Source organism: Exiguobacterium sp. Leaf196 (assembly GCF_001423965.1).
GTDB lineage: Bacteria > Bacillota > Bacilli > Exiguobacteriales > Exiguobacteriaceae > Exiguobacterium_A.
In genome coordinates this window covers 100,157-120,489 of the sequence record NZ_LMPV01000006.1, presented here as the reverse complement: position 1 = coordinate 120,489, position 20,333 = coordinate 100,157, and the positions used below count along the sequence as shown (strand labels likewise).

At 48.4% G+C, this 20,333-nt stretch carries 24 protein-coding genes; 23 read left to right on the top strand and 1 reads right to left on the bottom strand.

What is annotated here, in order from left to right; genetic code table 11:
- The first annotated feature begins 62 nt into the window (after positions 1–62).
- The 17 genes from ASG02_RS06825 to ASG02_RS06745 all read left to right on the top strand — a co-directional run bounded on the left by ASG02_RS06825 (position 63) and on the right by ASG02_RS06745 (position 13,687).
- Positions 63–335, top strand: a complete 273-nt coding sequence (locus ASG02_RS06825; RefSeq protein WP_012370671.1) for an HU family DNA-binding protein — start codon at positions 63–65, stop codon at positions 333–335.
- Between the two features lie 140 nt (positions 336–475).
- Positions 476–1,054 (top strand): heptaprenyl diphosphate synthase component 1, encoded by a 579-nt coding sequence (locus ASG02_RS06820; protein WP_035407157.1) that lies wholly within the window; start codon positions 476–478, stop codon positions 1,052–1,054.
- A 22-nt stretch (positions 1,055–1,076) separates the two neighbouring features.
- Complete coding sequence (locus ASG02_RS06815) at positions 1,077–1,784, top strand: demethylmenaquinone methyltransferase (protein WP_035407160.1); 708 nt, start codon at positions 1,077–1,079, stop codon at positions 1,782–1,784.
- A 1-nt stretch (position 1,785) separates the two neighbouring features.
- Entirely contained in the window at positions 1,786–2,748 is a 963-nt protein-coding gene (locus ASG02_RS06810; RefSeq protein WP_035407163.1) for a polyprenyl synthetase family protein, read from the top strand.
- Positions 2,749–2,841: 93 nt separating this feature from the next.
- Positions 2,842–3,258 carry a nucleoside-diphosphate kinase gene (gene ndk / locus ASG02_RS06805; RefSeq protein ID WP_035407166.1) on the top strand — a complete coding sequence of 139 codons (417 nt, stop codon included), beginning with the start codon at positions 2,842–2,844 and terminating at the stop codon, positions 3,256–3,258.
- Positions 3,259–3,450: 192 nt separating this feature from the next.
- A complete protein-coding gene (locus ASG02_RS06800) occupies positions 3,451–4,227 on the top strand; it encodes a protein-glutamate O-methyltransferase CheR (protein ID WP_035407169.1) in 777 nt (258 codons plus the stop codon).
- Positions 4,228–4,246: 19 nt separating this feature from the next.
- The gene (aroC, locus tag ASG02_RS06795; protein ID WP_035407171.1) at positions 4,247–5,401 is read left to right on the top strand and encodes a chorismate synthase; all 1,155 of its coding nucleotides are present in this window, start codon (positions 4,247–4,249) and stop codon (positions 5,399–5,401) included.
- Positions 5,398–6,459, top strand: coding sequence for a 3-dehydroquinate synthase (gene aroB / locus ASG02_RS06790; RefSeq protein ID WP_056062174.1), 1,062 nt, complete (start codon positions 5,398–5,400; stop codon positions 6,457–6,459). The genes aroC and aroB overlap by 4 nt, the downstream gene beginning before the upstream one ends.
- A complete protein-coding gene (aroA, locus tag ASG02_RS06785; RefSeq protein ID WP_056062169.1) occupies positions 6,450–7,706 on the top strand; it encodes a 3-phosphoshikimate 1-carboxyvinyltransferase in 1,257 nt (418 codons plus the stop codon). The genes aroB and aroA overlap by 10 nt, the downstream gene beginning before the upstream one ends.
- 11 nt (positions 7,707–7,717) lie before the next feature.
- A complete protein-coding gene (locus ASG02_RS06780) occupies positions 7,718–9,004 on the top strand; it encodes a tetratricopeptide repeat protein (protein ID WP_231496842.1) in 1,287 nt (428 codons plus the stop codon).
- A gap of 28 nt (positions 9,005–9,032) precedes the next feature.
- Positions 9,033–9,563, top strand: a complete 531-nt coding sequence (locus ASG02_RS06775; RefSeq protein ID WP_035407179.1) for a ReoY family proteolytic degradation factor — start codon at positions 9,033–9,035, stop codon at positions 9,561–9,563.
- A gap of 183 nt (positions 9,564–9,746) precedes the next feature.
- The gene (locus tag ASG02_RS06770) at positions 9,747–10,187 is read left to right on the top strand and encodes a DUF2487 family protein (protein WP_035407181.1); all 441 of its coding nucleotides are present in this window, start codon (positions 9,747–9,749) and stop codon (positions 10,185–10,187) included.
- Positions 10,188–10,291: 104 nt separating this feature from the next.
- Positions 10,292–10,798, top strand: coding sequence for a ubiquinol-cytochrome c reductase iron-sulfur subunit (locus ASG02_RS06765; RefSeq protein ID WP_035396830.1), 507 nt, complete (start codon positions 10,292–10,294; stop codon positions 10,796–10,798).
- 3 nt (positions 10,799–10,801) lie between these two features.
- Complete coding sequence (qcrB, locus tag ASG02_RS06760; protein ID WP_012370658.1) at positions 10,802–11,473, top strand: menaquinol-cytochrome c reductase cytochrome b subunit; 672 nt, start codon at positions 10,802–10,804, stop codon at positions 11,471–11,473.
- A gap of 40 nt (positions 11,474–11,513) precedes the next feature.
- Positions 11,514–12,305 (top strand): menaquinol-cytochrome c reductase cytochrome b/c subunit, encoded by a 792-nt coding sequence (locus ASG02_RS06755; RefSeq protein WP_035407183.1) that lies wholly within the window; start codon positions 11,514–11,516, stop codon positions 12,303–12,305.
- Positions 12,306–12,359: 54 nt separating this feature from the next.
- Positions 12,360–12,962, top strand: a complete 603-nt coding sequence (locus ASG02_RS06750) for a DUF1405 domain-containing protein (protein WP_035407193.1) — start codon at positions 12,360–12,362, stop codon at positions 12,960–12,962.
- A gap of 44 nt (positions 12,963–13,006) precedes the next feature.
- Positions 13,007–13,687, top strand: a complete 681-nt coding sequence (locus ASG02_RS06745) for a zinc metallopeptidase (protein WP_035407205.1) — start codon at positions 13,007–13,009, stop codon at positions 13,685–13,687.
- A gap of 41 nt (positions 13,688–13,728) precedes the next feature.
- On the opposite strand, the gene ASG02_RS06740 is transcribed toward ASG02_RS06745, so the two are convergent.
- Entirely contained in the window at positions 13,729–14,616 is an 888-nt protein-coding gene (locus ASG02_RS06740) for a YitT family protein (RefSeq protein WP_035407218.1), read from the bottom strand.
- Between the two features lie 170 nt (positions 14,617–14,786).
- Between ASG02_RS06740 and bshA the strand changes: the two genes are divergently transcribed.
- The 6 genes from bshA (at position 14,787) to panD (ending at position 20,291) form a co-directional block, all read left to right on the top strand.
- Positions 14,787–15,929, top strand: a complete 1,143-nt coding sequence (bshA, locus tag ASG02_RS06735) for an N-acetyl-alpha-D-glucosaminyl L-malate synthase BshA (RefSeq protein ID WP_035407220.1) — start codon at positions 14,787–14,789, stop codon at positions 15,927–15,929.
- Positions 15,916–17,049 (top strand): CCA tRNA nucleotidyltransferase, encoded by a 1,134-nt coding sequence (locus tag ASG02_RS06730; protein ID WP_035407222.1) that lies wholly within the window; start codon positions 15,916–15,918, stop codon positions 17,047–17,049. The genes bshA and ASG02_RS06730 overlap by 14 nt, the downstream gene beginning before the upstream one ends.
- Complete coding sequence (locus tag ASG02_RS06725) at positions 17,019–17,990, top strand: biotin--[acetyl-CoA-carboxylase] ligase (RefSeq protein WP_056062167.1); 972 nt, start codon at positions 17,019–17,021, stop codon at positions 17,988–17,990. Before ASG02_RS06730 ends, ASG02_RS06725 begins: the two co-directional genes overlap by 31 nt.
- Before the next feature lie 248 nt (positions 17,991–18,238).
- On the top strand, positions 18,239–19,078 hold the full coding sequence (panB, locus tag ASG02_RS06720; RefSeq protein ID WP_056062164.1) for a 3-methyl-2-oxobutanoate hydroxymethyltransferase: 840 nt from the start codon (positions 18,239–18,241) through the stop codon (positions 19,076–19,078).
- Positions 19,075–19,905, top strand: coding sequence for a pantoate--beta-alanine ligase (panC, locus tag ASG02_RS06715; RefSeq protein ID WP_056062162.1), 831 nt, complete (start codon positions 19,075–19,077; stop codon positions 19,903–19,905). Before panB ends, panC begins: the two co-directional genes overlap by 4 nt.
- Positions 19,906–19,907: 2 nt before the next feature.
- Entirely contained in the window at positions 19,908–20,291 is a 384-nt protein-coding gene (gene panD, locus ASG02_RS06710; RefSeq protein WP_029341994.1) for an aspartate 1-decarboxylase, read from the top strand.
- The last annotated feature ends 42 nt before the right edge of the window (positions 20,292–20,333 follow it).

Sequence of the window (20,333 nt, the reverse complement as noted above, 5' to 3'; positions counted from 1 at the left end):
TAATAGCAACGTTTATAGGGTATGATTACCCTCGAAGAAGTGATTGGGAGGGGGTGAAAGTAATGAACAAAACTGAACTCATTCAAGCAGTCGTCGAAAAATCAGGTCTTACAAAAAAAGACGTGACGAAAGTTGTTGAATCAACATTCGAATCGATCACTGAGACACTTCAGTCTGGAGAGAAAGTCCAATTGATTGGATTTGGTAACTTCGAAGTCCGTGAGCGTGCAGCCCGTAAAGGTCGCAACCCACGTACGAAAGAAGATATCGAGATTCCAGCAAGCAAAGTACCTGCCTTCAAACCAGGTAAAGCATTGAAAGATGCTGTGAAGTAATCCGGCTACATAGTCGCCCGAGATTTTCTCGGGCGGCTTTTTTGTGGACATTCAGAAGCGTGAAAGCCCGCCGATTATGGTATATTAAAAAAGAAGAACGTCCATCAACGAGATGGCACTGGAGATCGGGGGGTAAAAGCATGGAACAACATGAGCTGCGCGTGGATGAAATCATCACTGCACTCACCACTAAACAAACGACACGATTGGCTCGACATGTGGATTTCCCTTCCATCGATCGTGAACAGATCCGTTGGTTGATTGATGTCGCTCAACATGACAAGCTAGATTCAGAAGCACTCGTCAAAGCGATTCATTTCGCACAAGTCGCTTTACGTCTGCATGAACGCGTCAGTAAAACATTACGCGGTTCGAAGGAAAGACAGCTTCTTGTATTAGCTGGAGATCTTTTCTCGAGCTACTTCTTCGAACAATTAGCGGGTTTGCCGAAAGAGGTTCTTGTCTCACTCGGACGGACCATTCAACGTGTCAATGAAGCGAAGTGTGCCTTACACGAAATGAACTATGAATCAACGGAAGAACGGGTTCTCTTATGGTTAACAGCAGAGTTCGGATTAATGCAAGGACTCGCGGCAATCACCAAACGAGAATGGCTGACACGACAAGGACGGCAGATCATTCAACAACAGGCAGAGCAGCTAGATCTGGTCGCACAGAAATTACTGTTATCGCATCTCGAACAGATGGCGGTAGCATGAGATCTTGGAAAGGGTGAGCAGTGTGCAGACAAAAGATAAAGAAAAAAAAGTGTATGAAGTGTTCCAATCGATATCAACGAACTATGATCAAATGAATTCAGTCATCAGCTTCCGACTGCATAAATTGTGGAGACGCGAAACGATGCGCCGGATGCAAGTCTTCCCAGGTGCTAAATGTCTTGATCTTTGTTGTGGAACGGCAGACTGGACGATTCAACTGGCAAAAGCAGCCGGTCCGACTGGTGTCATCAAGGGACTTGATTTTTCAGAGAACATGTTAAAAGTCGGCGTGGAGAAAGTAGAAGCGCTCGATATGAAAAACATCGAATTGATTCACGGAAATGCGATGGATTTACCGTTTGGTGACAACTCATTTGATTTCGTGACAATTGGTTTCGGTTTACGGAACGTTCCTGATTACCTTCAGGTCATTAAAGAGATGCATCGCGTCTTAAAACCAGGTGGAACGGTCGTCTGTCTGGAAACGAGTCAACCGACGGCACCGATTTTCCGAGAAGCATATTCGCTATACTTTGGAAAAATCATGCCACAAGTAGGTCGTTTGCTTGCTAAATCGTATGATCAATACAACTGGTTACAAGAATCAACGGAAGTGTTCCTCGACCGTGTCGAACTGAAACAACTCTTCGAACAGGCAGGCTTCATGCAAGTGGAAGTCAAAGCATTCGCGGGTGGGGCTGCTGCGATGCACCTTGGGAAGAAGTGGTGAGATGTCACTGCATTCCATCTACCGTGATGTCACGAAGGAAGTTAATTTAGTCGATCGTTTTCTGATCAGTCATATCGCTTCGGAGGAACCAACGATTGATGCAGCAGGAAAACAACTGCTGAAAGCTGGTGGAAAACGGATTCGACCAGCGTTCGTATTGTTAGCCTCTAAATTCGGTGAGGCAGATCGAGATGAACTGATCCGTGTAGCAGCAAGTCTTGAGCTCGTCCATATGGCATCGCTTGTACACGATGATGTCATTGATGACGCTGAACTACGACGAGGAAAACCGACCGTTATGCAATACTTCGATGAAGAAGTGGCGCTTTATTCAGGCAATTATTTGTTTGGGGAAGCGATTCGGTTGATTGGAGAAGTCGGAAAACCAGAGCTGGTCCAAGTCATGGTCCATACGATGCGTGAAATTTGCGAGGGTGAGATTGAACAGATCTATGATCAATATGATTGGGAACAGTCGATTAAACGTTATATCAAACGAATTGAACGAAAAACAGCCATTCTCATTGAAGCAAGTTGCCATCTAGGTGCAATCGTTGCGAATTGTTCAGCGGCCGATACGAAAGCGTTACGACTGTTTGGACGAGATATCGGACTCGCTTTTCAGATTGCTGATGATTTGCTTGACTTCACAGCGAATCGAACGCAACTTGGTAAGCCAGTGGCAGAGGATCTACGTCATGGACATAAGACGTTACCCGTCTTTTATGGAGCGGAAGATGCTGCCTTTTACGAAAGTCTTTCGAAAATCGAGACGATGCCTACCCATGAAGAAGTTGCACCATTGCTAGCATTTCTTCAAACTTCAGGTGCCCTCGAACGAACACAACGAACGGTCGATCTTTACATTCGTCGTGCCATCAACCGGCTCGAACCCTTACCTAAATCTTCCGCTAAACGATCGCTCGAAGAAGTGGCGCGCTACGTTGGTAAACGAAAAGGATAAAGATTGTCAAAAATTTCTTGCTGTTCTTCTAAAAAGCCAGTAAACTGACTATGTAAGCGCTTTTCTAAAAGCATTTCATAGGGGGAACTAGAGATGGAACAGACATTTTTAATGGTCAAACCGGATGGCGTAGAACGTGGATTGATTGGGGAAATCATCGGACGGATCGAACGCAAAGGATTCATCATTCGTGAAATGAAAATGATGAACGTCACAGAAGAACTCGCAAAAGCACACTACGAGGAACATGCGGAGAAACCATTCTTTGGAGAGTTGGTCACTTTCCTGACGTCAGGTCCTGTCGTCGCTTTGCGTGTTGAAGGGGCAGACGTCGTTGCCGTTTCTCGTTTGATGATCGGAAAAACAAAACCACTTGAAGCAGCACCTGGAACGATCCGTGGTGATTTTGCGAACACGATGAGTGAGAACGTCATTCATGGTTCAGACAGTATCGAAAGTGCGGAGCGTGAGCTTGGTCTTTGGTTTCAAGGACAGCCAGTTAATGTCTAATACATGAATAGTAGGACAAGCGGGGAGGGATTCGATTCAATCGAATCCCTTTTGTCGTATTCTTGTAAAACGGACTGACCGGATTGGTTAATTGCTTTTTGGAATGCCTATAGCTTTATGCTACTATAGAAAATAAGTTGAACCGGTCAAAGAGATGACCATTTGATATCGAGAGTGAGCGAGGTGTGCCAATTGGAAGATTACGAACTTTTCATTCAAAGATTCAAGATCAAATCAGGGATTGATCTCGGTCAGTATAAAGAAGCACAGATGAAACGACGGTTGACGGCGTTACGTGACAAAAAAGGGTACAGTACGTTTGCGTCCTATATGCAGGCAATGGACAAAAGTACCTCGTTATACGAAGAATTTTTAGATCGGATGACGATTAATGTCAGTGAATTCTTCCGTAATCCGATACGTTGGCAACAATTGGAGCAAGACATCTTACCGGTCTTGGAATCACGTGCACATGGACGAATTCGAACGTGGAGTGCTGCCTGTTCGACGGGAGAGGAACCGTATTCCCTAGCGATGATCTTAAGTGAACGACTCGATTCGTCGGCTTTTACGATTCAAGCAACGGATTTGGATGAGCTTGTCCTTGAAAAAGCGAAGCTTGGTCGATACGGAGCTTCCGCATTGAATGAGGTCGTAGAAGCGCGGAAAAAGCAATATTTCATCGAGCAAGAGCAGACATTCGAAGTTGTTCCAGAAATCAAACGACTTGTTCGTTTCAGTAAACATAATTTGTTAGGCGACCGGTACGATACCGGTTTTGATTTAATCATCTGCCGTAATGTACTGATTTATTTTACGGAAGAAGCGAAAGCACATGTCTATCGTTCGTTCGTCGAGGCATTAAAACCAGGCGGTATTCTGTTCGTTGGAGGAACGGAACAAATTTTCCAACCAGAACGATTTGGATTAAAGATGAAACAAAGCTTCTTTTACGAAAAAATCGGTTGAACAGGAAGGGATGAAGTGAATGCGTTACATGACAGCAGGAGAATCGCACGGAAAAGGATTGACCGTCATCATTGACGGGATGCCGGCAGGACTCACGATTGATTTCGAAGCCATTCAGCGTGAAATGACGCGTCGTCAAGGGGGATATGGACGAGGTCGACGGATGCAAATCGAACAAGATCAGATTGATGCACGTGGTGGGATTCGCCACGGATACACGACGGGATCACCGATCAGTTTGTTCATCGAGAATAAGGATCATACGCACTGGACACAAGTCATGCAGGCGGAACCGCTCGAAGAAGAGTTGGAACGCCCACGGACATTAACGCGTCCACGTCCCGGACATGCGGATCTCGTCGGAGGATTGAAGTACGGTCATCGCGATTTACGCGATGTGCTGGAACGTTCTTCAGCGCGTGAGACAGCAGCACGTGTTGCCGTCGGTGCCTTCGCTAAACAATTACTGAATGAACTCGGAATTGAAGTATTCTCGCATGTACGATCGATCGGTGGGATTGATGCCCCTTGGAAAGATCCTGTAGAATATCAGGAAACAATTGATGCTTCACCTGTTCGCTGTGCCGACGAACTTGCAGGACAACGAATGATGGAGGAAATTGATGCTGCCAAAAAAGAAGGCGATACACTCGGCGGTGAGATCGAAGTCGTCGTGACGGGCATGATGCCAGGCATTGGATCCTTTACCCAAAACGATCTAAAGCTCGACAGCCGAATCGCGCAAGCTGTCATCAGCGTCAATGCTATGAAATCAGTCGGTTTTGGTGACGGGTACGAGCTCGGTCGTCGCAAAGGAAGTACCGTCCAAGATGAGATCGTCCATGATGCATCCGGATATCATCGACGGACGAATCATCTAGGTGGAATCGAAGGAGGGATGTCGACAGGGATGCCGATTCGCGTCCAGGTCGCGATGAAGCCGATTCCGACTCTCTATCGTCCCCTGCAATCAGTCGATATTGAGACGAAGGAAGCCTTCACGGCACAAATCGAGCGAAGTGATGCCTGTGCCGTTCCTGCCGCATCTGTTGTTTTAGAAGCCGTCGTTGCGTTTGAGATTGCGGTCGCTATCCTTGAAATGTTCGGAACATCAACGATTGATCGTCTTCAAGCTGCCGTTGCCGCTTATACAGAGGAGGTTCGAACGTTTTGATCGAGCTTGATATCCGATTAAAAACGTCATATCCAGTATTTGTCGGAAATGGGGCATTAGCACGTTTATCGCATCTTTCGGCGCTGAACGAGGCGGATCGCATCTGGATCATTACGGATGAGACGGTTCGAGACTTGCACTTGCACACGTTGCAAGAGGCATTAGGGTCTATATCTCAATCAACAAGCATTCATGTCAGCACTGTGCCAACTGGGGAGCAGAGTAAATCACTTGCGGTCTACGGTTCTTTATTGGAAGAGGGAATACGTCATGGAATGACACGACATAGTATCATCCTTGCGTTTGGTGGTGGCATGATAGGTGATTTAGCGGGATTCGTTGCAGCGACTTTTTTGCGCGGCATCCCGTTCATTCAAATTCCGACGACACTCTTAGCACATGATTCGAGTGTAGGTGGAAAGGTCGGTTTGAATTTATCGCTTGGAAAAAACTTGGTCGGGGCATTTTATCAACCGAGCGGTGTCGTGTATGATTTAACGCTTCTTCAGACATTACCAGATCGGGAATGGCGGAGCGGCTTCTTTGAATTGGTCAAACATGGATTCCTCGCACGACCATCGTTTGCAGATACGTTACTCGATGCCTCGTTGGATACTATCAAAGGGCTTGATCTTGAAGACTGGCTCGCACGAGGGATTAACGTTAAACGGGATATCGTCGAACAAGATGAGACGGAGCAAGGGATGCGTGCCTTCTTGAATTATGGGCATACATTCGGGCATGCCGTTGAATATGCGAGCCTGGGTCTGTCGCATGGCGAGGCAGTAGGGATCGGACTCGTCTTCGTCAAGTTTTTGGAAGGAAATGAGGAACAGGCGGAACAACTCGGACGGTTGCTCCACCGTCTCGGAACCGGATTGCCGGACCGACAATCGTTCGAGACATATCTGGAACTGATGCGTCGCGACAAAAAGAATCACCAAACTACGATCCGATTCGTCCTTGAGAAAGAAGGACGTTTTGACTTAGAGGCAATCAGTGAAGAACGATTGCAACAAGCGTTCAATCAAACAATGAGGTGTTTAGAATGGGATTAAGAGGAACAGTACAAGTACCGGGCGATAAATCAATGACACACCGTGCTTTTCTGTTCGGTGGGATCGCTAAAGGAACGACATATGTCAGAAATGCACTCGAAGGAGCGGACTGTCTCGCTTCATTAGAAGCGATGCGAGCGCTTGGGGCACACGTCGAGCGAACAGCAGGAGAAATTCGCATCACCGGTACGGAAACGTTTCAAGAAGCAACGATCGATTGCGGAAACTCGGGAACGACGATCCGTCTTTTAAGTGGGATTCTAGCAGGCGGTCAAGCAACGTATGTACTCGATGGAGATGCTTCCTTGCGCAGACGTCCGATGAAACGGATCACGGAACCACTTGCCTTGTTCGGAGCGAACATAACAGGTGAGACGGCGCCGCTTCACATTACGGGAACGCCACTTGTCGGAACGACGTATACGTTACCGGTCGCAAGCGCGCAAGTGAAAAGTGCCGTCTTACTCGCAGGTTTACATGCGACGGGCGAGACGACGGTCATCGAGCCGATTCTATCACGGGACCATACGGAACGGATGCTGCCACAGTTTGGCGTTGACGTATCGATCGATGACTACGAAGATGGTCGACATATTCGTGTTCAAGGTCCTGTACATTTACAAGCGACGTCACTCGACATCCCGGGGGATCCATCGTCAGCAGCGTTTTGGTGGACAGCAGCAGCGATCGGGCAGGATAGTCGGATCACGACGACGCACGTCTTGATGAATCCGACACGGATCGGTTTTTTACAGACGTTGCGCCAGATGGGGGCAAGTGTCGAAATCGATCATCGCTCAGAAGATGGTGGAGAGGAGACGGCAGATGTGACCGTCGAGACGACATCGTTGCAAGCGACCACGGTCGAAGGTGAACAAATCCCTTCCTTGATCGATGAGATCCCGTTACTTGCATTGCTTGCGACGCAAGCAGAGGGACGAACGATCATTCGCGATGCGGAAGAGCTCCGTGTCAAGGAGACGGACCGGATCGAGACGGTAGTGACGGCGTTACGGCGTCTCGGGGCGAATATCGAGGCGACGGATGACGGTATGATTATCGAAGGACCGACACCTTTGCAAGCAGCGGAAGTCGACAGTGCAGGTGATCACCGACTCGCGATGATGTTGACGATCGCGGCGACAATCAACCCGGAAATTATAGTGCATGGACGCGAAGTAGTTGAAGTCAGCTACCCAACGTTCTATGATGATTTAAAGAAACTTCAATCCGACCGATCTGAGTAAGAAATAGGCGGATGACAGAAAGTGGGGCGTTTGCCTTGAATGAACAAGTATTGAATGGCATCATCGAAGAACTAGAACACGGTCATACCTCGGAAGCCTTAGCAACACTAGAACAACTCGAAAAGACAGGGACGGATGAGGATCGCCTCGCGGTTGCCGATCTCTATATCGAACTTGGATTATCAGACCGAGCAGTTAATCTATTGGCACCGCTTTACGTCGAATACGCAGGTAACGCCGGAGTCGCCTTGTTACTGGCAGAATGTTATATCGATTTGGACCGGGAAGAGGAAGCGATTTCTGTCCTTGAGCAGGTCGACACAACGGACATGGAATATGGTCCCCGTTCTCTCGTATTACTCGCTGACCTCTATCAGTCACAAGGTCTTGACGAAGTGGCATTAGCGAAGCTGAAGGAAGCACGTAATCTCGCTCCTGAAGAACCATTACTGGCATACGGATTAGCCGAGCTCTACATGACGCTCGGTGCGTTTGATCAAGCGGTACCACTATTCGCTGAAATCGCAGAGCGTCCAGAGTTACGTGCTGAATTGCCGCTCGATGCCCTGTACGCGGAATCACTCGCGATGACAGGACAATTTGAGGATGCGATTCCACTGTATGAACGTGCTGTCGCAGAACGTTCCGACTTGCATACGCTGTTTGGTCTTGCGATGACGGCTCACCGTGTCGGTCAACACCAAAAAGCAGTCGAGACATTCCAACAATTGATTGCGCAGGATCCGGATTATACATCAGCGTATGTACCGTACGCAGAAAGCCAAGCCGAACTTGGGCTGACGAAAGAAGCACTGAACGTCATCAAGCAAGGGATGGAGCGCGATGATTATAATGACGAGTTACGGACGATGGAAGCCTTATTCCTTCTCAAACTCGGCGATCGCGCAGGAAGTGTTCAAGCGTTACGTGAAGCACTCGCTTTAAACCCGGAATCAATCGTCGCAGCGGAACGTTTGCTTTCGTTACTGGCAGAAGACGAGGATCATGAAGCAATGATTGAGACGATCTCAGCCATTGAAGAACATGTCACGGCTCCGATTCTGACATGGTACCGGGCGCGCGCTTTATATGCGTTAGAGGAATACACGCAAGCGATGGAGAACTATGCGATAGTCGAAGGCGCATTCACGGAAGACGCGCTTTTCTTGAAAGAGTATGGTTTTGCACTCGTCGAGGAAGGACGGCGTGAAGAGGGACAACGTCTCTTACGACGCGCTGCACAGTTGACACCAGAGGATAACGAACTCGTCGACTATGTTGAACGAATGGATGGATGACTTCACGGGAGAAGGGAGTAGGATTGAGATGATAGAGAGAAAGCAGCGATTCTTACGCCGCATCTTGACCTATTACACGTTAAAGCGACGGGAAGCAAAATGGATCATCGATTACTGGTTGCGTAACGAGGCAAAACTCGAGCAGGTACACTTCGTTCAAAATGCGACTTTCGCTCCGAAAGCCATTATCATGACGACATATGGATTCGATGCGGAACCGTTTCTTTTTAAAAAAGGGGACGTCACGACGCTAGATCCAGAAAAAGCGTATCATGACATTCGTTTGACATCGGAAGATATCTACATCGAGCTAAACTTCCAAGGCATGATGATGGACGATGAATACTTGTCTTTACTGGAAGAAAATCCATTTCGTCCGGAAGTCGCTGTTGAACCGCGTTTAGCAGATGAAGCGACTCATTTCATCGCTGTCACGGTCAATCGACAAGAAGAAGAACGGTTGGTCCGATTGATCGATGAAGCACTTGATGCACGCGATCAACATCGATTCCACTCCCTTTCCGAACAGTTACGTCTCGTTCGAAATCAACTCCCTTAATCAAAGAACTCTATTGCTTATAACAGGCGATAGAGTCTTTTTCGTATGTGAAGATTTGTGCAAAATATGAAGAAAAATAGGGTGGAATTTCATAAAACGTTCACATTAAGAGAGCAGGAGGAAATGTGGATATGATACATTAAATGTGACGAATTGTAAGTAAGAAAGAAAGGGGGGAATGACTTGCGTTTCAAACCATCCGACGTACAGCGGACACGAAGCGAGCAAGCGTATATCGACACGCTAATCGTGCCTTTGCTTCCGATCGGTTTCGATGAGGCGATGCATGCTTATGCGGAATGCGCAGACATGACATTGACGGTGGCGTCCGAAGTCGAACGCCAGCTATCTGGACGGGCGTTGCTCTTACCTGCCATGACCTACATCGATGTACCGTCGATCGAACAGTTGGAAGGATGGCGTCAAGCGGCTGCTTCCGGGCAATTCCGTTTCATCACCTTCATCACCGCTGATTTAAGGTGGAAGGAGACTGCCGCAGAAGAGATTATCTACGTGCCACGTCTAGCTCTTGAGACGATGAGTCGTGACCAACAAGGTCAGATGGTCGGGAATTTTGTTGGACAAGTTCTCGAACAGTTAGGAAACCGTTGGACCGCGCTATGAAGCGGTTGACGCAATGATTTTATTAAGATACTATTACCATGTGAGAAATTTGTGTGAAGTACTGTCGTCTTGGGGCACAGCGTACATCACAAGGGGGGATCGAGATGGCTCAAAACGGGTCTAACGTAACACGTCGTCAATTCTTGACGTATACATTGACAGGCGTCGGCGGTTTCATGGCTGCGACAATGGTCATGCCGATGGTCAACTTCGCAGTTGATCCAGTCCTGAAGAAATCAGGAGCAGGCGATAAAGTAAAAGTAATGAAGTTGTCGGATATCACGACAGAACCAAAACGGGTCGACTTCAAGAAACAAACGCAAGATGCGTGGTATGAGTTCGAAGAAACGTTGTCGGCTTGGGTGTTCAAAGATGATAAGGGAGAAATTTTGGCCCTTTCACCGATTTGTAAACACTTAGGTTGCCAAGTCAGCTTCGGCGCAGATCCAACGCACCCGGAGCAATTCTATTGCCCATGTCACTTCGGACGGTATACGAAGGATGGCACGAACGTACCTGGTACGCCTCCAACGAAACCACTCGATGAGTATGAAATGCAACAGAAAGATGGTTACCTCTACCTTGGTAAACCAGTCGAAAGAGGTGCGTAAGCGATGATGCAAAAAATCTATGATTGGATTGATGAGCGCGTTGATATTACGCCGCTCTGGCGAGACATCGCCGATCATGAAGTACCGGAGCACGTCAACCCGGCACATAACTTTTCAGCTTTCGTTTATTGTTTTGGCGGATTGACGTTCTTTACGATCGTCATCCAGATTCTTTCGGGGATGTTCTTGACGATGTATTATGTACCGGACATCATCAACGCACACGCGTCCGTCTACTATCTACAAAACGAAGTCGCACACGGACAAATCGTTCGTGGTATGCACCACTGGGGTGCGTCTGTCGTTATCGTAATGTTGTTCCTACATACATTACGTGTCTTCTTCACTGGTTCATACAAAAAACCACGTGAATTGAACTGGGTCGTCGGAGTTCTCTTGTTCTTCGTCGTCTTAGCTCTCGGTCTGACAGGATACCTATTGCCTTGGGACATGAAAGCGTTGTTCGCGACAAAAGTTACGATTCAGATTGCTGAAAGTATCCCGGTCATCGGTGGTATCGCGAAGACCCTCCTTGCGGGTGGAGAAATCGTCGGCGCAAGTACAATCGCTCGATTCTTTGCGATTCACGTCTTCTTCCTTCCTGCAGCATTGTTCGTCTTGCTCGGGGCCCACTTCATGATGATCCGTAAACAAGGGATCTCTGGACCACTTTAAACCGACTATCATCTAGACAACAAAAAAGGGGGAGAACACGATGCATCGTGGTAAAGGAATGAAATTCGTCACCGATTCACGGGTGTCGATCAATAACCGGATGCCGAACAAGTCAAAAGACTATTCGGAATATCCAGGTCGAACGGAAGCGTTCTGGCCGAACTTCTTACTTCGCGAATGGATGGTTGGAGCGGTCTTCTTGATCGGCTTCATGACTCTGACAATCGTAGAAGCAGCACCACTTCAAAACATTGCCGATCCGACGAATACGTCGTACATTCCACTTCCGGACTGGTACTTCCTATTCCTCTATCAGCTCTTGAAATACCAATTCGCTGCAGGTCCATACATCTTGATGGGAACAGTCATCCTTCCAGGTCTTGCGTTCACAGCACTTCTCGTCGCGCCATGGCTCGACCAAGGTCTTGAACGCCGTCCTGCGAAACGGCCAGTCGCCGTCAGCATGATGCTCCTCGCAGTCGTCTCGATCGTCTTCTTGACATGGGAATCTGTTCAAACGACACACTGGGATACCATCCACAAGCAAGGTGAGTTGACGATGAACGAAGGACCAAAAATTGATACATCGGCAAAAGGATATGAAATTTATTCGAACCAGTCATGTGTCAACTGTCATGGTAAGAACCTCGAAGGTGGAGCAGCAGCTCCAGCGCTCGTCGGAACGAAAAAGACTGAAAAAGAGATTTATGATATCGCAGTCAAAGGTGTCGGTTCGATGCCGGCTGGTCAGTTCAAAGGCTCAGATGCCGATCATAAAGAACTTGCGAAATTCATCGCTTCATACGGTGAAGGCGGCGAAAACAATAAATAAGCCAAAAGCCGGGGGAGCAATCCTCCGGCTTTTGTCGATGATGAGGTGAAACGATTGCAAGGAATATTTACTTTACTCCGTCATAAAGCCGTGCTTTGGATCGTCGGATTGATCAACTTAGCAGGCACCTTATACGGCTACTACTGGTATGAACCACAACTCGCGACATCGAAGTGGTACTTCTATCCGTTCATTCCGGATAGCCCAACCGCATCGCTGTTCTTTACGATCATCGTTTTTCTATGGATTTTCGGACGACGTTCCCGCTTGTTTGAAGCGCTCGCATTCGTGACATTGATCAAATATGGTGTCTGGGCGGTCGTCATGAATGCCTTGATGTTGAACGAACTCGGCACATCAAACGCCTACTTAACAACGATGGCACTGATGCTGATGGTGTCGCACGGAGCGATGGCGTTTCAGGCGTTGTTATTCAGTCCTTTGATGACATTTCGCATCAAGGAACTTGTTCTCGTTGCGATTTGGGTCGTTCATAACGATGTCGTCGATTATGTCCTTGGGCAATGGCCCCGGTACCCGGCGCTTGCAGAGCACATCAAATGGATCGGATACGGTTCTTTCTGGTTGACTGGATTATGTCTTTTGATGGGATATCTGTTTGTCGCACGCGATTCAATTGACAATAAGGTCGCTTGAACATAAAATAGACCTATAAACAAAAAAGAAAGGAACGATGTCTCGTGGCAAACTATTTGATTTATCTCGCGATCATCATGATCGTCCCGATTTGGGCTCAGATGCGGGTGCGGAGCACCTATAAAAAATATCAAGATGTTCCGATTCAGAGTGGGGTGACAGGAGCACAGGTCGCTGACTTCATCATGAAGCAGAACGGGATTACGAACGTCCGGCTCGAGCCGATTGGTGGAACGATGTCCGATCATTATGATCCGACAAATAAAGTCGTCCGGCTTTCAGAAGACGTCTATTACGGTTCGACGGTCTCAGCCGTTTCGATTGCGGCACACGAAATTGGTCACGTCATCCAAGATGCGACGGATTATAACATGATGCGTGTCCGGCACCGCATTGCACCTGTCGCCTCAATCACGTCGAACTTATCGTTCCCTCTGTTGTTGATTGGTCTATTCGCTGGGTTCACTGGTCTTGCGATGCTAGGTGTCGTCCTGATGCTTGGAGCGGTCATCTTCCAACTCGTCACGTTACCGGTCGAGTTCGATGCTTCGAACCGAGCAATGGCGCAATTGACAGATCACGGAATCATCGACGCGGAAGAAGAACGTGGTTCACGCCGTGTCTTGAACGCAGCCGCTTGGACATACGTCGCGGCAACACTCGTTGCCGTCGCCGAGTTCCTTCGTCTCGCACTAATCGTCTTCAACCCGTCAAGTGATGACTAAAACGAAAAACACGGATCGCTCAAACGAGCGATCCGTGTTTTTTACGTTTCTTTGATCGGAATCCGATTCTCATCGAACGTGAAACCTTCCCCCGTCACCTCATAGACATCATGCAAGGTGATGAAGGCATGCTGATCGACACTTTTAACGAGTGTCTTCAAGCGATTGATCTCGTTTCGAGCGACGACGACATATAATACTTCGAGGTCGCGTCCCGAGTATCCACCCTTCGCAATCAGACGGGTCGTACCTCGGTTCATCGTCGCATGGATGCCGTCCGCGATCTCCGTCCGGTGGTCACTGATGATCATCGCCGCTTTACCAGCGTAAGTGCCTTCTTGCATCCAATCGATGACACGGGCACCGACGTAGACGGCAAGTAACGTATACATTGCCTGCTTATAATCGAGATACGTCAAAGAAGCAACGATGACGAAGAAGTCAAAGACTAAGAACGTTCGACCGATCGACCAACCAAAGTAGCGTTTCGTCAGACGCGCGATGATATCGACACCACCCGTCGTTCCGCCATTGTTGAAGATGATTCCGAGTCCCACCCCGATGAACACACCTGCAAACAGGGCAGCAAGGACCATGTCTTCTCGTAAATCAATCACGAGCGGTGAATACTTCGCAATCACTCCGTACCAAAAGGAAAAACTGAATGTACCAATCAACGTATAGACGAACGTCGTTCGCCCTAAAATCTTATAGCTGACGAAAAAGAGAGGAACGTTCAGCACTAAGTTCGTGATCGATGGTGATAACCCGAACAGTCCTTTTAGAATCAGCGTGATTCCGGTGAAACCGCCCTCTGCCAATTCGTTTTGGACGTTAAAATGATAAATACCAAAAGCAAAGATGAATGACCCGACTAAAATCCAGAGAATGTTCTGAACCCGAATCGGAAACTGGAATGGAGGTGCCATTTCCGTGTGCTCCTTTCAAATCAAGACTCTTTCTCTAGGGTAACGGCACGGTCGGAAAAAGACTAGCTTTTCCTACGAAAATCAGTCGAAAAGTGATCAGTATGGTCATTCTGATCGATATTGCTTAGAATAGAGACGAATAGAAGTCATAAAGAGAGTGTGGTTTTATCATGAAAAAAGCAATTGGGATTCTCTGTTATCCATCAGTCGGCGGTAGTGGGGTTGTCGCGACTGAACTTGGTATGAAGCTAGCAGATCGTGGACATGACGTTCACTTTATTACATCGAGCATGCCGTTTCGGCTGACGGAATATCGACCAAACATCACGGTCCATTTGGTTGAGGTCAACCAGTATTCTGTTTTTAAATATCCACCCTATGACATTACGTTAGCGTCAAAAGTCGCAGAAATCATTGATTTATTCGATCTCGATGTGATCCACGCCCATTACGCTGTTCCGCATGCCGTTTGTGCAGAACTCGGACGAAACATGGCGAAGAAAAAAGGCGTCGCCGTCGTCACGACATTACATGGAACAGACATCACCGTCATCGGTCAGGACTTAGAGATGCAACCGGCCATTCGGTATGGTATCGAACAATCGGATGCGGTCACGGCTGTTTCTGAGAGTCTTGCGCTTGAGACGAATGCGACACTTAACGCCCATTACGACATCGATGTCATCGCGAACTCGATTGATGAGAGTGTCTATTATCCGATGCGGGATGAACGATTGAAGCGGCATTACGGTATCGAATCGGATGAAGTCGTCGTCATCCATATCTCGAACTTCCGACCGGTCAAACGAATTGACGATACAGTCGCGGCATTCGCAATCGCGGCAAAAGATCGGAAGATGCGTCTGTTGCTCGTCGGAGATGGTCCAGAGATGGGACAAACGAGACGGCGTGCGAAGGAACTTGGCATTGACGACAAAGTCATTTTCGCTGGTAAACAGGAACATGTCGCGCAGCTGCTCGCCATCAGTGACATTCATGTGTTGCTGTCGGAAAAAGAAGCGTTTGGACTCGTCGTCCTCGAGGCGATGGCAATTGGTGTCCCAAGTGTCGTCTCGACAGCGGGTGGATTACCAGAAGTCATTCAGGACGGCGTGACAGGATATATCGTTCCGACTTACGACGTTAAGGTCGCTGCGGCGCGCATCGGTGAACTTGCGGATGATCCGTTGTTACGAGAACGGATGGCAGAAGAGGGTATTCGCGATACTCGTCGTCGTTTTGATTCGAATGAGATCGTCCGTCGTTATGAACAAGTCTATGAACGGGTGTGTGCGCGTCATGAACTTGCTTGAAGGCGCGCATCATATCATTCAGACGATCGAACAAGCGGGTGGTGAGGCTTATATCGTTGGTGGTGCCGTTCGCGACATGTTACTCGACCGGACACCAGGAGACTATGATTTAGCGAGTTCGATGTTACCGGAACAGATCATCGACTTATTCCCTGTCGTCATTCCGACAGGGCTCGAGCATGGAACCGTAACGGTTGTTCTCAACCACGTACCGTACGAAATCACGACGTTCCGCTCGGAAGCAACCTATAGCGATCGTAGGCGACCGGATGCGGTGACGCTTGGCGTTAGTTTGGAAGAGGATTTGACCCGGCGTGATTTTACGATCAACGCGATGGCACTCAGACCATCCGGACGTGTGGATTTGTTCGGCGGAGCGCGCGACATCGAAGAGCGGATCATCCGCACGGTCGGTGAACCAGTCGAACGTTTTAATGAAGATGCACTCCGTATGATGCGGGCGTTCCGCTTTATGAGTCAACTTGATTTTTCGCTTGAGGAGACGACCGAGCAAGCAATCTTTGAACTCGCTCCGCATCTAGAGGCCGTTGCGATTGAGCGGATCGCGACCGAGTTTGAGAAACTCTTACTTGGTCCAGGGAAACAGCAGGCGTTACAGGCGATGCTCCGGACAGGGATCGAACGCTATCTACCCGGCATGACTTCAGAAATCGTCGAGAGACTCGCCAAGCAATCGTTTCGGGGTGTTTCAAAGGATGCCGTCTGGACACTCGTACTTGATGCCGGTCTAACGCGCGATCAATTGACACGCTGGAAACGATCGAAACATCAAATGCAACTCGCTGTGCGTTTAGTCCCTCTGTTATACCGACCGTTACAGGACTGGGATCGTTATCAATTGTCGGATGAAGAACTGGCGATTCTGCGGGAGATGACTGGAATGGATTATCCGGATCGATCGGATTTACCGATTCGCGGTCGCAAAGAGCTCGCTGTTGACGGAAAAGACATGATTCGTCTTGGTCTTCGAAAGCAACAGATTAAAGAAGCACTCTTGCACTTGGAGTACAGCGTCGTCATACGGTCTTGTCCAAACGACCGAACGGTATTGATGAAGGAGGTAGAGCGATGGCACACACAGTCCGAGAACAAATCTTGATAGCACTTCGCAAGCGAACGTGGTATTCCGGACAGGAATTAGCGGAGACACTAAATATTTCACGTACCGCTATTTGGAAACATATGCAAACCTTAAAGGAAGAAGGATACCAGATCATCTCCAATAAAAAACAAGGCTATCAATTGGTCGATGAAGGTGACTTGTTGACACCGATTGCAATTGAGGACGGATTAACAACAGTGCGTTTCGGTCGACACATCCTTCATTTCGAAGAACTGGACACGACGCAACGGATCGCACATGAACAAGCACAACAGCAGGCGCAGGAAGGAACACTCGTCGTATGCGATCATCAGACGAATGGTCGCGGGCAACTGGGACGGACTTGGCATGAGGCGAAGAATGAGGGGATCGCGATGAGTTTGCTCGTCCGTCCAGATGTACCGATGCACCAAGCGGGGCAATTGACGCTCGTAGCAGGTATTGCGCTTGCGCAGTCTCTCCGGACATTCGATGTTCCAGTTACAATCAAATGGCCGAACGATATCTTGATCAACGGTCGCAAGGTAGCTGGCATCTTAACAGAGATGCAGACCGAGGCAGACCGGATCAGTTCAGTCATCATCGGCATCGGAATCAACGTGCATCATGAACAGTTTCCGGAAGGGATCAAAGATCGTGCTACCTCACTTGTCCGAGAATCAGGAAGAACTTTCAGACGTGCGGAAGTCGTCGCAGCTTTTTTGAATCGATTTGAACGACTATATACGCAGTGGGTCGAGCTAGGGTTCGGACCTTTCGTATTCGAATGGGAAACACTCGCTGATCGCCTACATGAACAAGTGACGCTACGGACACGTCAAGCGACCGCTTCCGGAACATTGCTCGGTATTGACGAGACGGGAACGATCCGGATTGAGACGGATGCAGGCGAGACCCGTTTCCATTCGGCAGAGCTGATTTACTGGGAAAAAGAATGAGGATTTGAATCAGACGGTTTGCAGAGAGCTTTTCCCGTCATGTATAATAAAACCACGGATGGTATCCGCTCGTCGGAATCATACCGAATCGACAGGTGTCAGTTTTAGCTGTTTCAACTGCCTTGATCTTAACGGACAGGGACAGAAGGACGATATTCAATTATTCCGCCTTCTTTTCCGCATGCGTTTATTTTGGAAAAGAAGGCGTTTTCCTTTTGTCCTCCCTACACACGTAAGGAGAGAACACGATGCACACAATGGGTCCATTATTAAAAAAACAACAAGCTGGAGAGAAGCTCGTCATGTTGACGGCGTATGATTATCCTTCAGCAAAATTATCAGAGGCAGCAGGGGTAGATATGTTACTCGTCGGGGACTCCCTCGGAAACGTCATTCTCGGCTATGACTCAACGATTGCCGTCACGGTCGACGACATGGTCCACCATGCGCGTGCTGTTCGCCGCGGCGCACCACAGACGTTCATGATCGTCGATATGCCGTTCGCAAGCTATCATGGTTCATTTGATCGCACGCTTGAATCAGCGGCCCGTATTTTCCAAGAATCAAAGGCGGATGCTTTGAAACTAGAAGGGGCAGGGGAGATCTTAAAAACGATTCGTCGTTTGACGGACGCTGGGATGCCTTGCGTCGCACATCTCGGACTAACACCACAATCCGTTGGAGTTCTTGAAGGATTCAAGGTCCAAGGGAAATCACTAGAAGCAGCCGAACAACTGATTGCAGATAGTTTGGAAGCAGAGCGTGCCGGAGCGAAAATGCTTGTCCTTGAGTGTGTGCCGCATCCGCTCGCGAAACGAATTCAAGAGCTCCTCTCGATTCCCGTCATCGGCATCGGAGCCGGTGCAGATGTCGCCGGTCAAGTACTTGTCTATCATGATATCTTGACGTATGGCGTCGGACGTTTACCGAAGTTCGTCAAAACGTATACGGACTGGAATACTTCAGGAACAGAAGCAATCGCTGCTTACGTCAAAGATGTCAAAGCCGGTGCTTTCCCTGAACTTGCACATTCGTTCCAGATGGACGAGGAACTGATCGGTGCGCTTTATGGAGGAAACAAGGAATGAAGATTGTTCAAGATATTCAGACGTTACGAGAACGTCTAGCGGGAGCCGGTTCAATCGGATTTGTACCGACGATGGGTTTCCTGCACGAAGGGCATGCCTCATTGCTAAAACAAGCACGACAAGAGAATGATGTCGTCGTCTTAAGTATTTTCGTCAACCCGACACAATTCGGACCAAACGAAGATTTGGATCGTTATCCACGAGACGCGGAACGCGATCAGAAAATCGCGGAGGCAGAAGGTGTCGATTATCTGTTTTATCCGACGAACGAGACGATGTATCCGCTTGATATGGCACGGGTCACAGTACGGTCTGGTGATGATGTCTTATGCGGCGCATCGCGACCAGGACATTTTGACGGTGTCTTGACGGTCGTCAGTAAGCTGTTGAACGTCGTCCGTCCAACCCGTGCATATTTCGGCTTAAAGGATGCACAACAGCTCGCCTTGATTGAAGCGTACGTCGCTGATTACTTCGTTCCGGTTGAAATCGTCCGTTGCCCAATCATTCGCGAAGCGGATGGTCTAGCGAAATCGTCACGAAATGTCTATCTTTCGGATACGGAACGCACGCAAGCACCGGGAATTCAACAGGCGTTGCAACAAGCGAAACAAGCACTCGATCAAGGAGTGCCTGTTGAAAAGGTTCTCGAACAGACGCGCGCAGCACTTCAATTTGAGGGGACGACGATTGATTACGTCGAAGCTGTCGACTATCCATCACTACGACCTGCCACTGAACAAACGACTACGATTCTCTTAGCTGTTGCCGTGCAGTTCGCATCGGCACGCTTAATCGATAATTTACTATATACGAGAGGAGTATGACGATGTTACGCACATTCATGCATGCTAAACTACACAAGGCCCGGGTCACCGAGGCAAACTTACACTACGTTGGGTCGATTACGATTGATGAGGATTTACTCGATGCTGTCGGGATCCTTGAAAATGAAAAAGTCCAAGTGACGAACAATCAGAATGGTGCGCGGATTGAAACGTATGCGATTAAAGGGGCTCGCGGCTCAGGTGTCATCTGTTTGAACGGTGCTGCAGCACGCCATTTTCAAGTTGGAGATGAGGTCATTATCATGGCGTATGCGCAATTGTCGACGGAAGAAATTGCGACACATGTCCCAAAAGTGGCTGTTCTAAATGAGCAGAATGACATCAAACAAATGTTGTCTCAAGAAATCGCCCACACGATCTTATGAAATTTTAGAGACCCGATTATGTCAGCGGGTCTCTTTTTTGTT

Excerpts from the sequence above, each read along its gene's own strand:
- ASG02_RS06825 (WP_012370671.1), top strand. The coding sequence starts at position 63 with ATGAACAAAACTGAACTCATTCAAGCAGTCGTCGAAAAATCAGGTCTT.
- ASG02_RS06820 (WP_035407157.1), top strand. The coding sequence starts at position 476 with ATGGAACAACATGAGCTGCGCGTGGATGAAATCATCACTGCACTCACC.
- ASG02_RS06810 (WP_035407163.1), top strand. The coding sequence starts at position 1,786 with ATGTCACTGCATTCCATCTACCGTGATGTCACGAAGGAAGTTAATTTA.
- ndk (WP_035407166.1), top strand. The coding sequence starts at position 2,842 with ATGGAACAGACATTTTTAATGGTCAAACCGGATGGCGTAGAACGTGGA.
- aroC (WP_035407171.1), top strand. The coding sequence starts at position 4,247 with ATGCGTTACATGACAGCAGGAGAATCGCACGGAAAAGGATTGACCGTC.
- aroA (WP_056062169.1), top strand. The coding sequence starts at position 6,450 with ATGGGATTAAGAGGAACAGTACAAGTACCGGGCGATAAATCAATGACA.
- ASG02_RS06780 (WP_231496842.1), top strand. The coding sequence starts at position 7,718 with ATGACAGAAAGTGGGGCGTTTGCCTTGAATGAACAAGTATTGAATGGC.
- ASG02_RS06775 (WP_035407179.1), top strand. The coding sequence starts at position 9,033 with ATGATAGAGAGAAAGCAGCGATTCTTACGCCGCATCTTGACCTATTAC.
- ASG02_RS06765 (WP_035396830.1), top strand. The coding sequence starts at position 10,292 with ATGGCTCAAAACGGGTCTAACGTAACACGTCGTCAATTCTTGACGTAT.
- qcrB (WP_012370658.1), top strand. The coding sequence starts at position 10,802 with ATGATGCAAAAAATCTATGATTGGATTGATGAGCGCGTTGATATTACG.
- ASG02_RS06755 (WP_035407183.1), top strand. The coding sequence starts at position 11,514 with ATGCATCGTGGTAAAGGAATGAAATTCGTCACCGATTCACGGGTGTCG.
- ASG02_RS06740 (WP_035407218.1), bottom strand. The coding sequence starts at position 14,616 with ATGGCACCTCCATTCCAGTTTCCGATTCGGGTTCAGAACATTCTCTGG.
- bshA (WP_035407220.1), top strand. The coding sequence starts at position 14,787 with ATGAAAAAAGCAATTGGGATTCTCTGTTATCCATCAGTCGGCGGTAGT.
- ASG02_RS06730 (WP_035407222.1), top strand. The coding sequence starts at position 15,916 with ATGAACTTGCTTGAAGGCGCGCATCATATCATTCAGACGATCGAACAA.
- ASG02_RS06725 (WP_056062167.1), top strand. The coding sequence starts at position 17,019 with ATGGCACACACAGTCCGAGAACAAATCTTGATAGCACTTCGCAAGCGA.
- panB (WP_056062164.1), top strand. The coding sequence starts at position 18,239 with ATGCACACAATGGGTCCATTATTAAAAAAACAACAAGCTGGAGAGAAG.
- panC (WP_056062162.1), top strand. The coding sequence starts at position 19,075 with ATGAAGATTGTTCAAGATATTCAGACGTTACGAGAACGTCTAGCGGGA.
- panD (WP_029341994.1), top strand. The coding sequence starts at position 19,908 with ATGTTACGCACATTCATGCATGCTAAACTACACAAGGCCCGGGTCACC.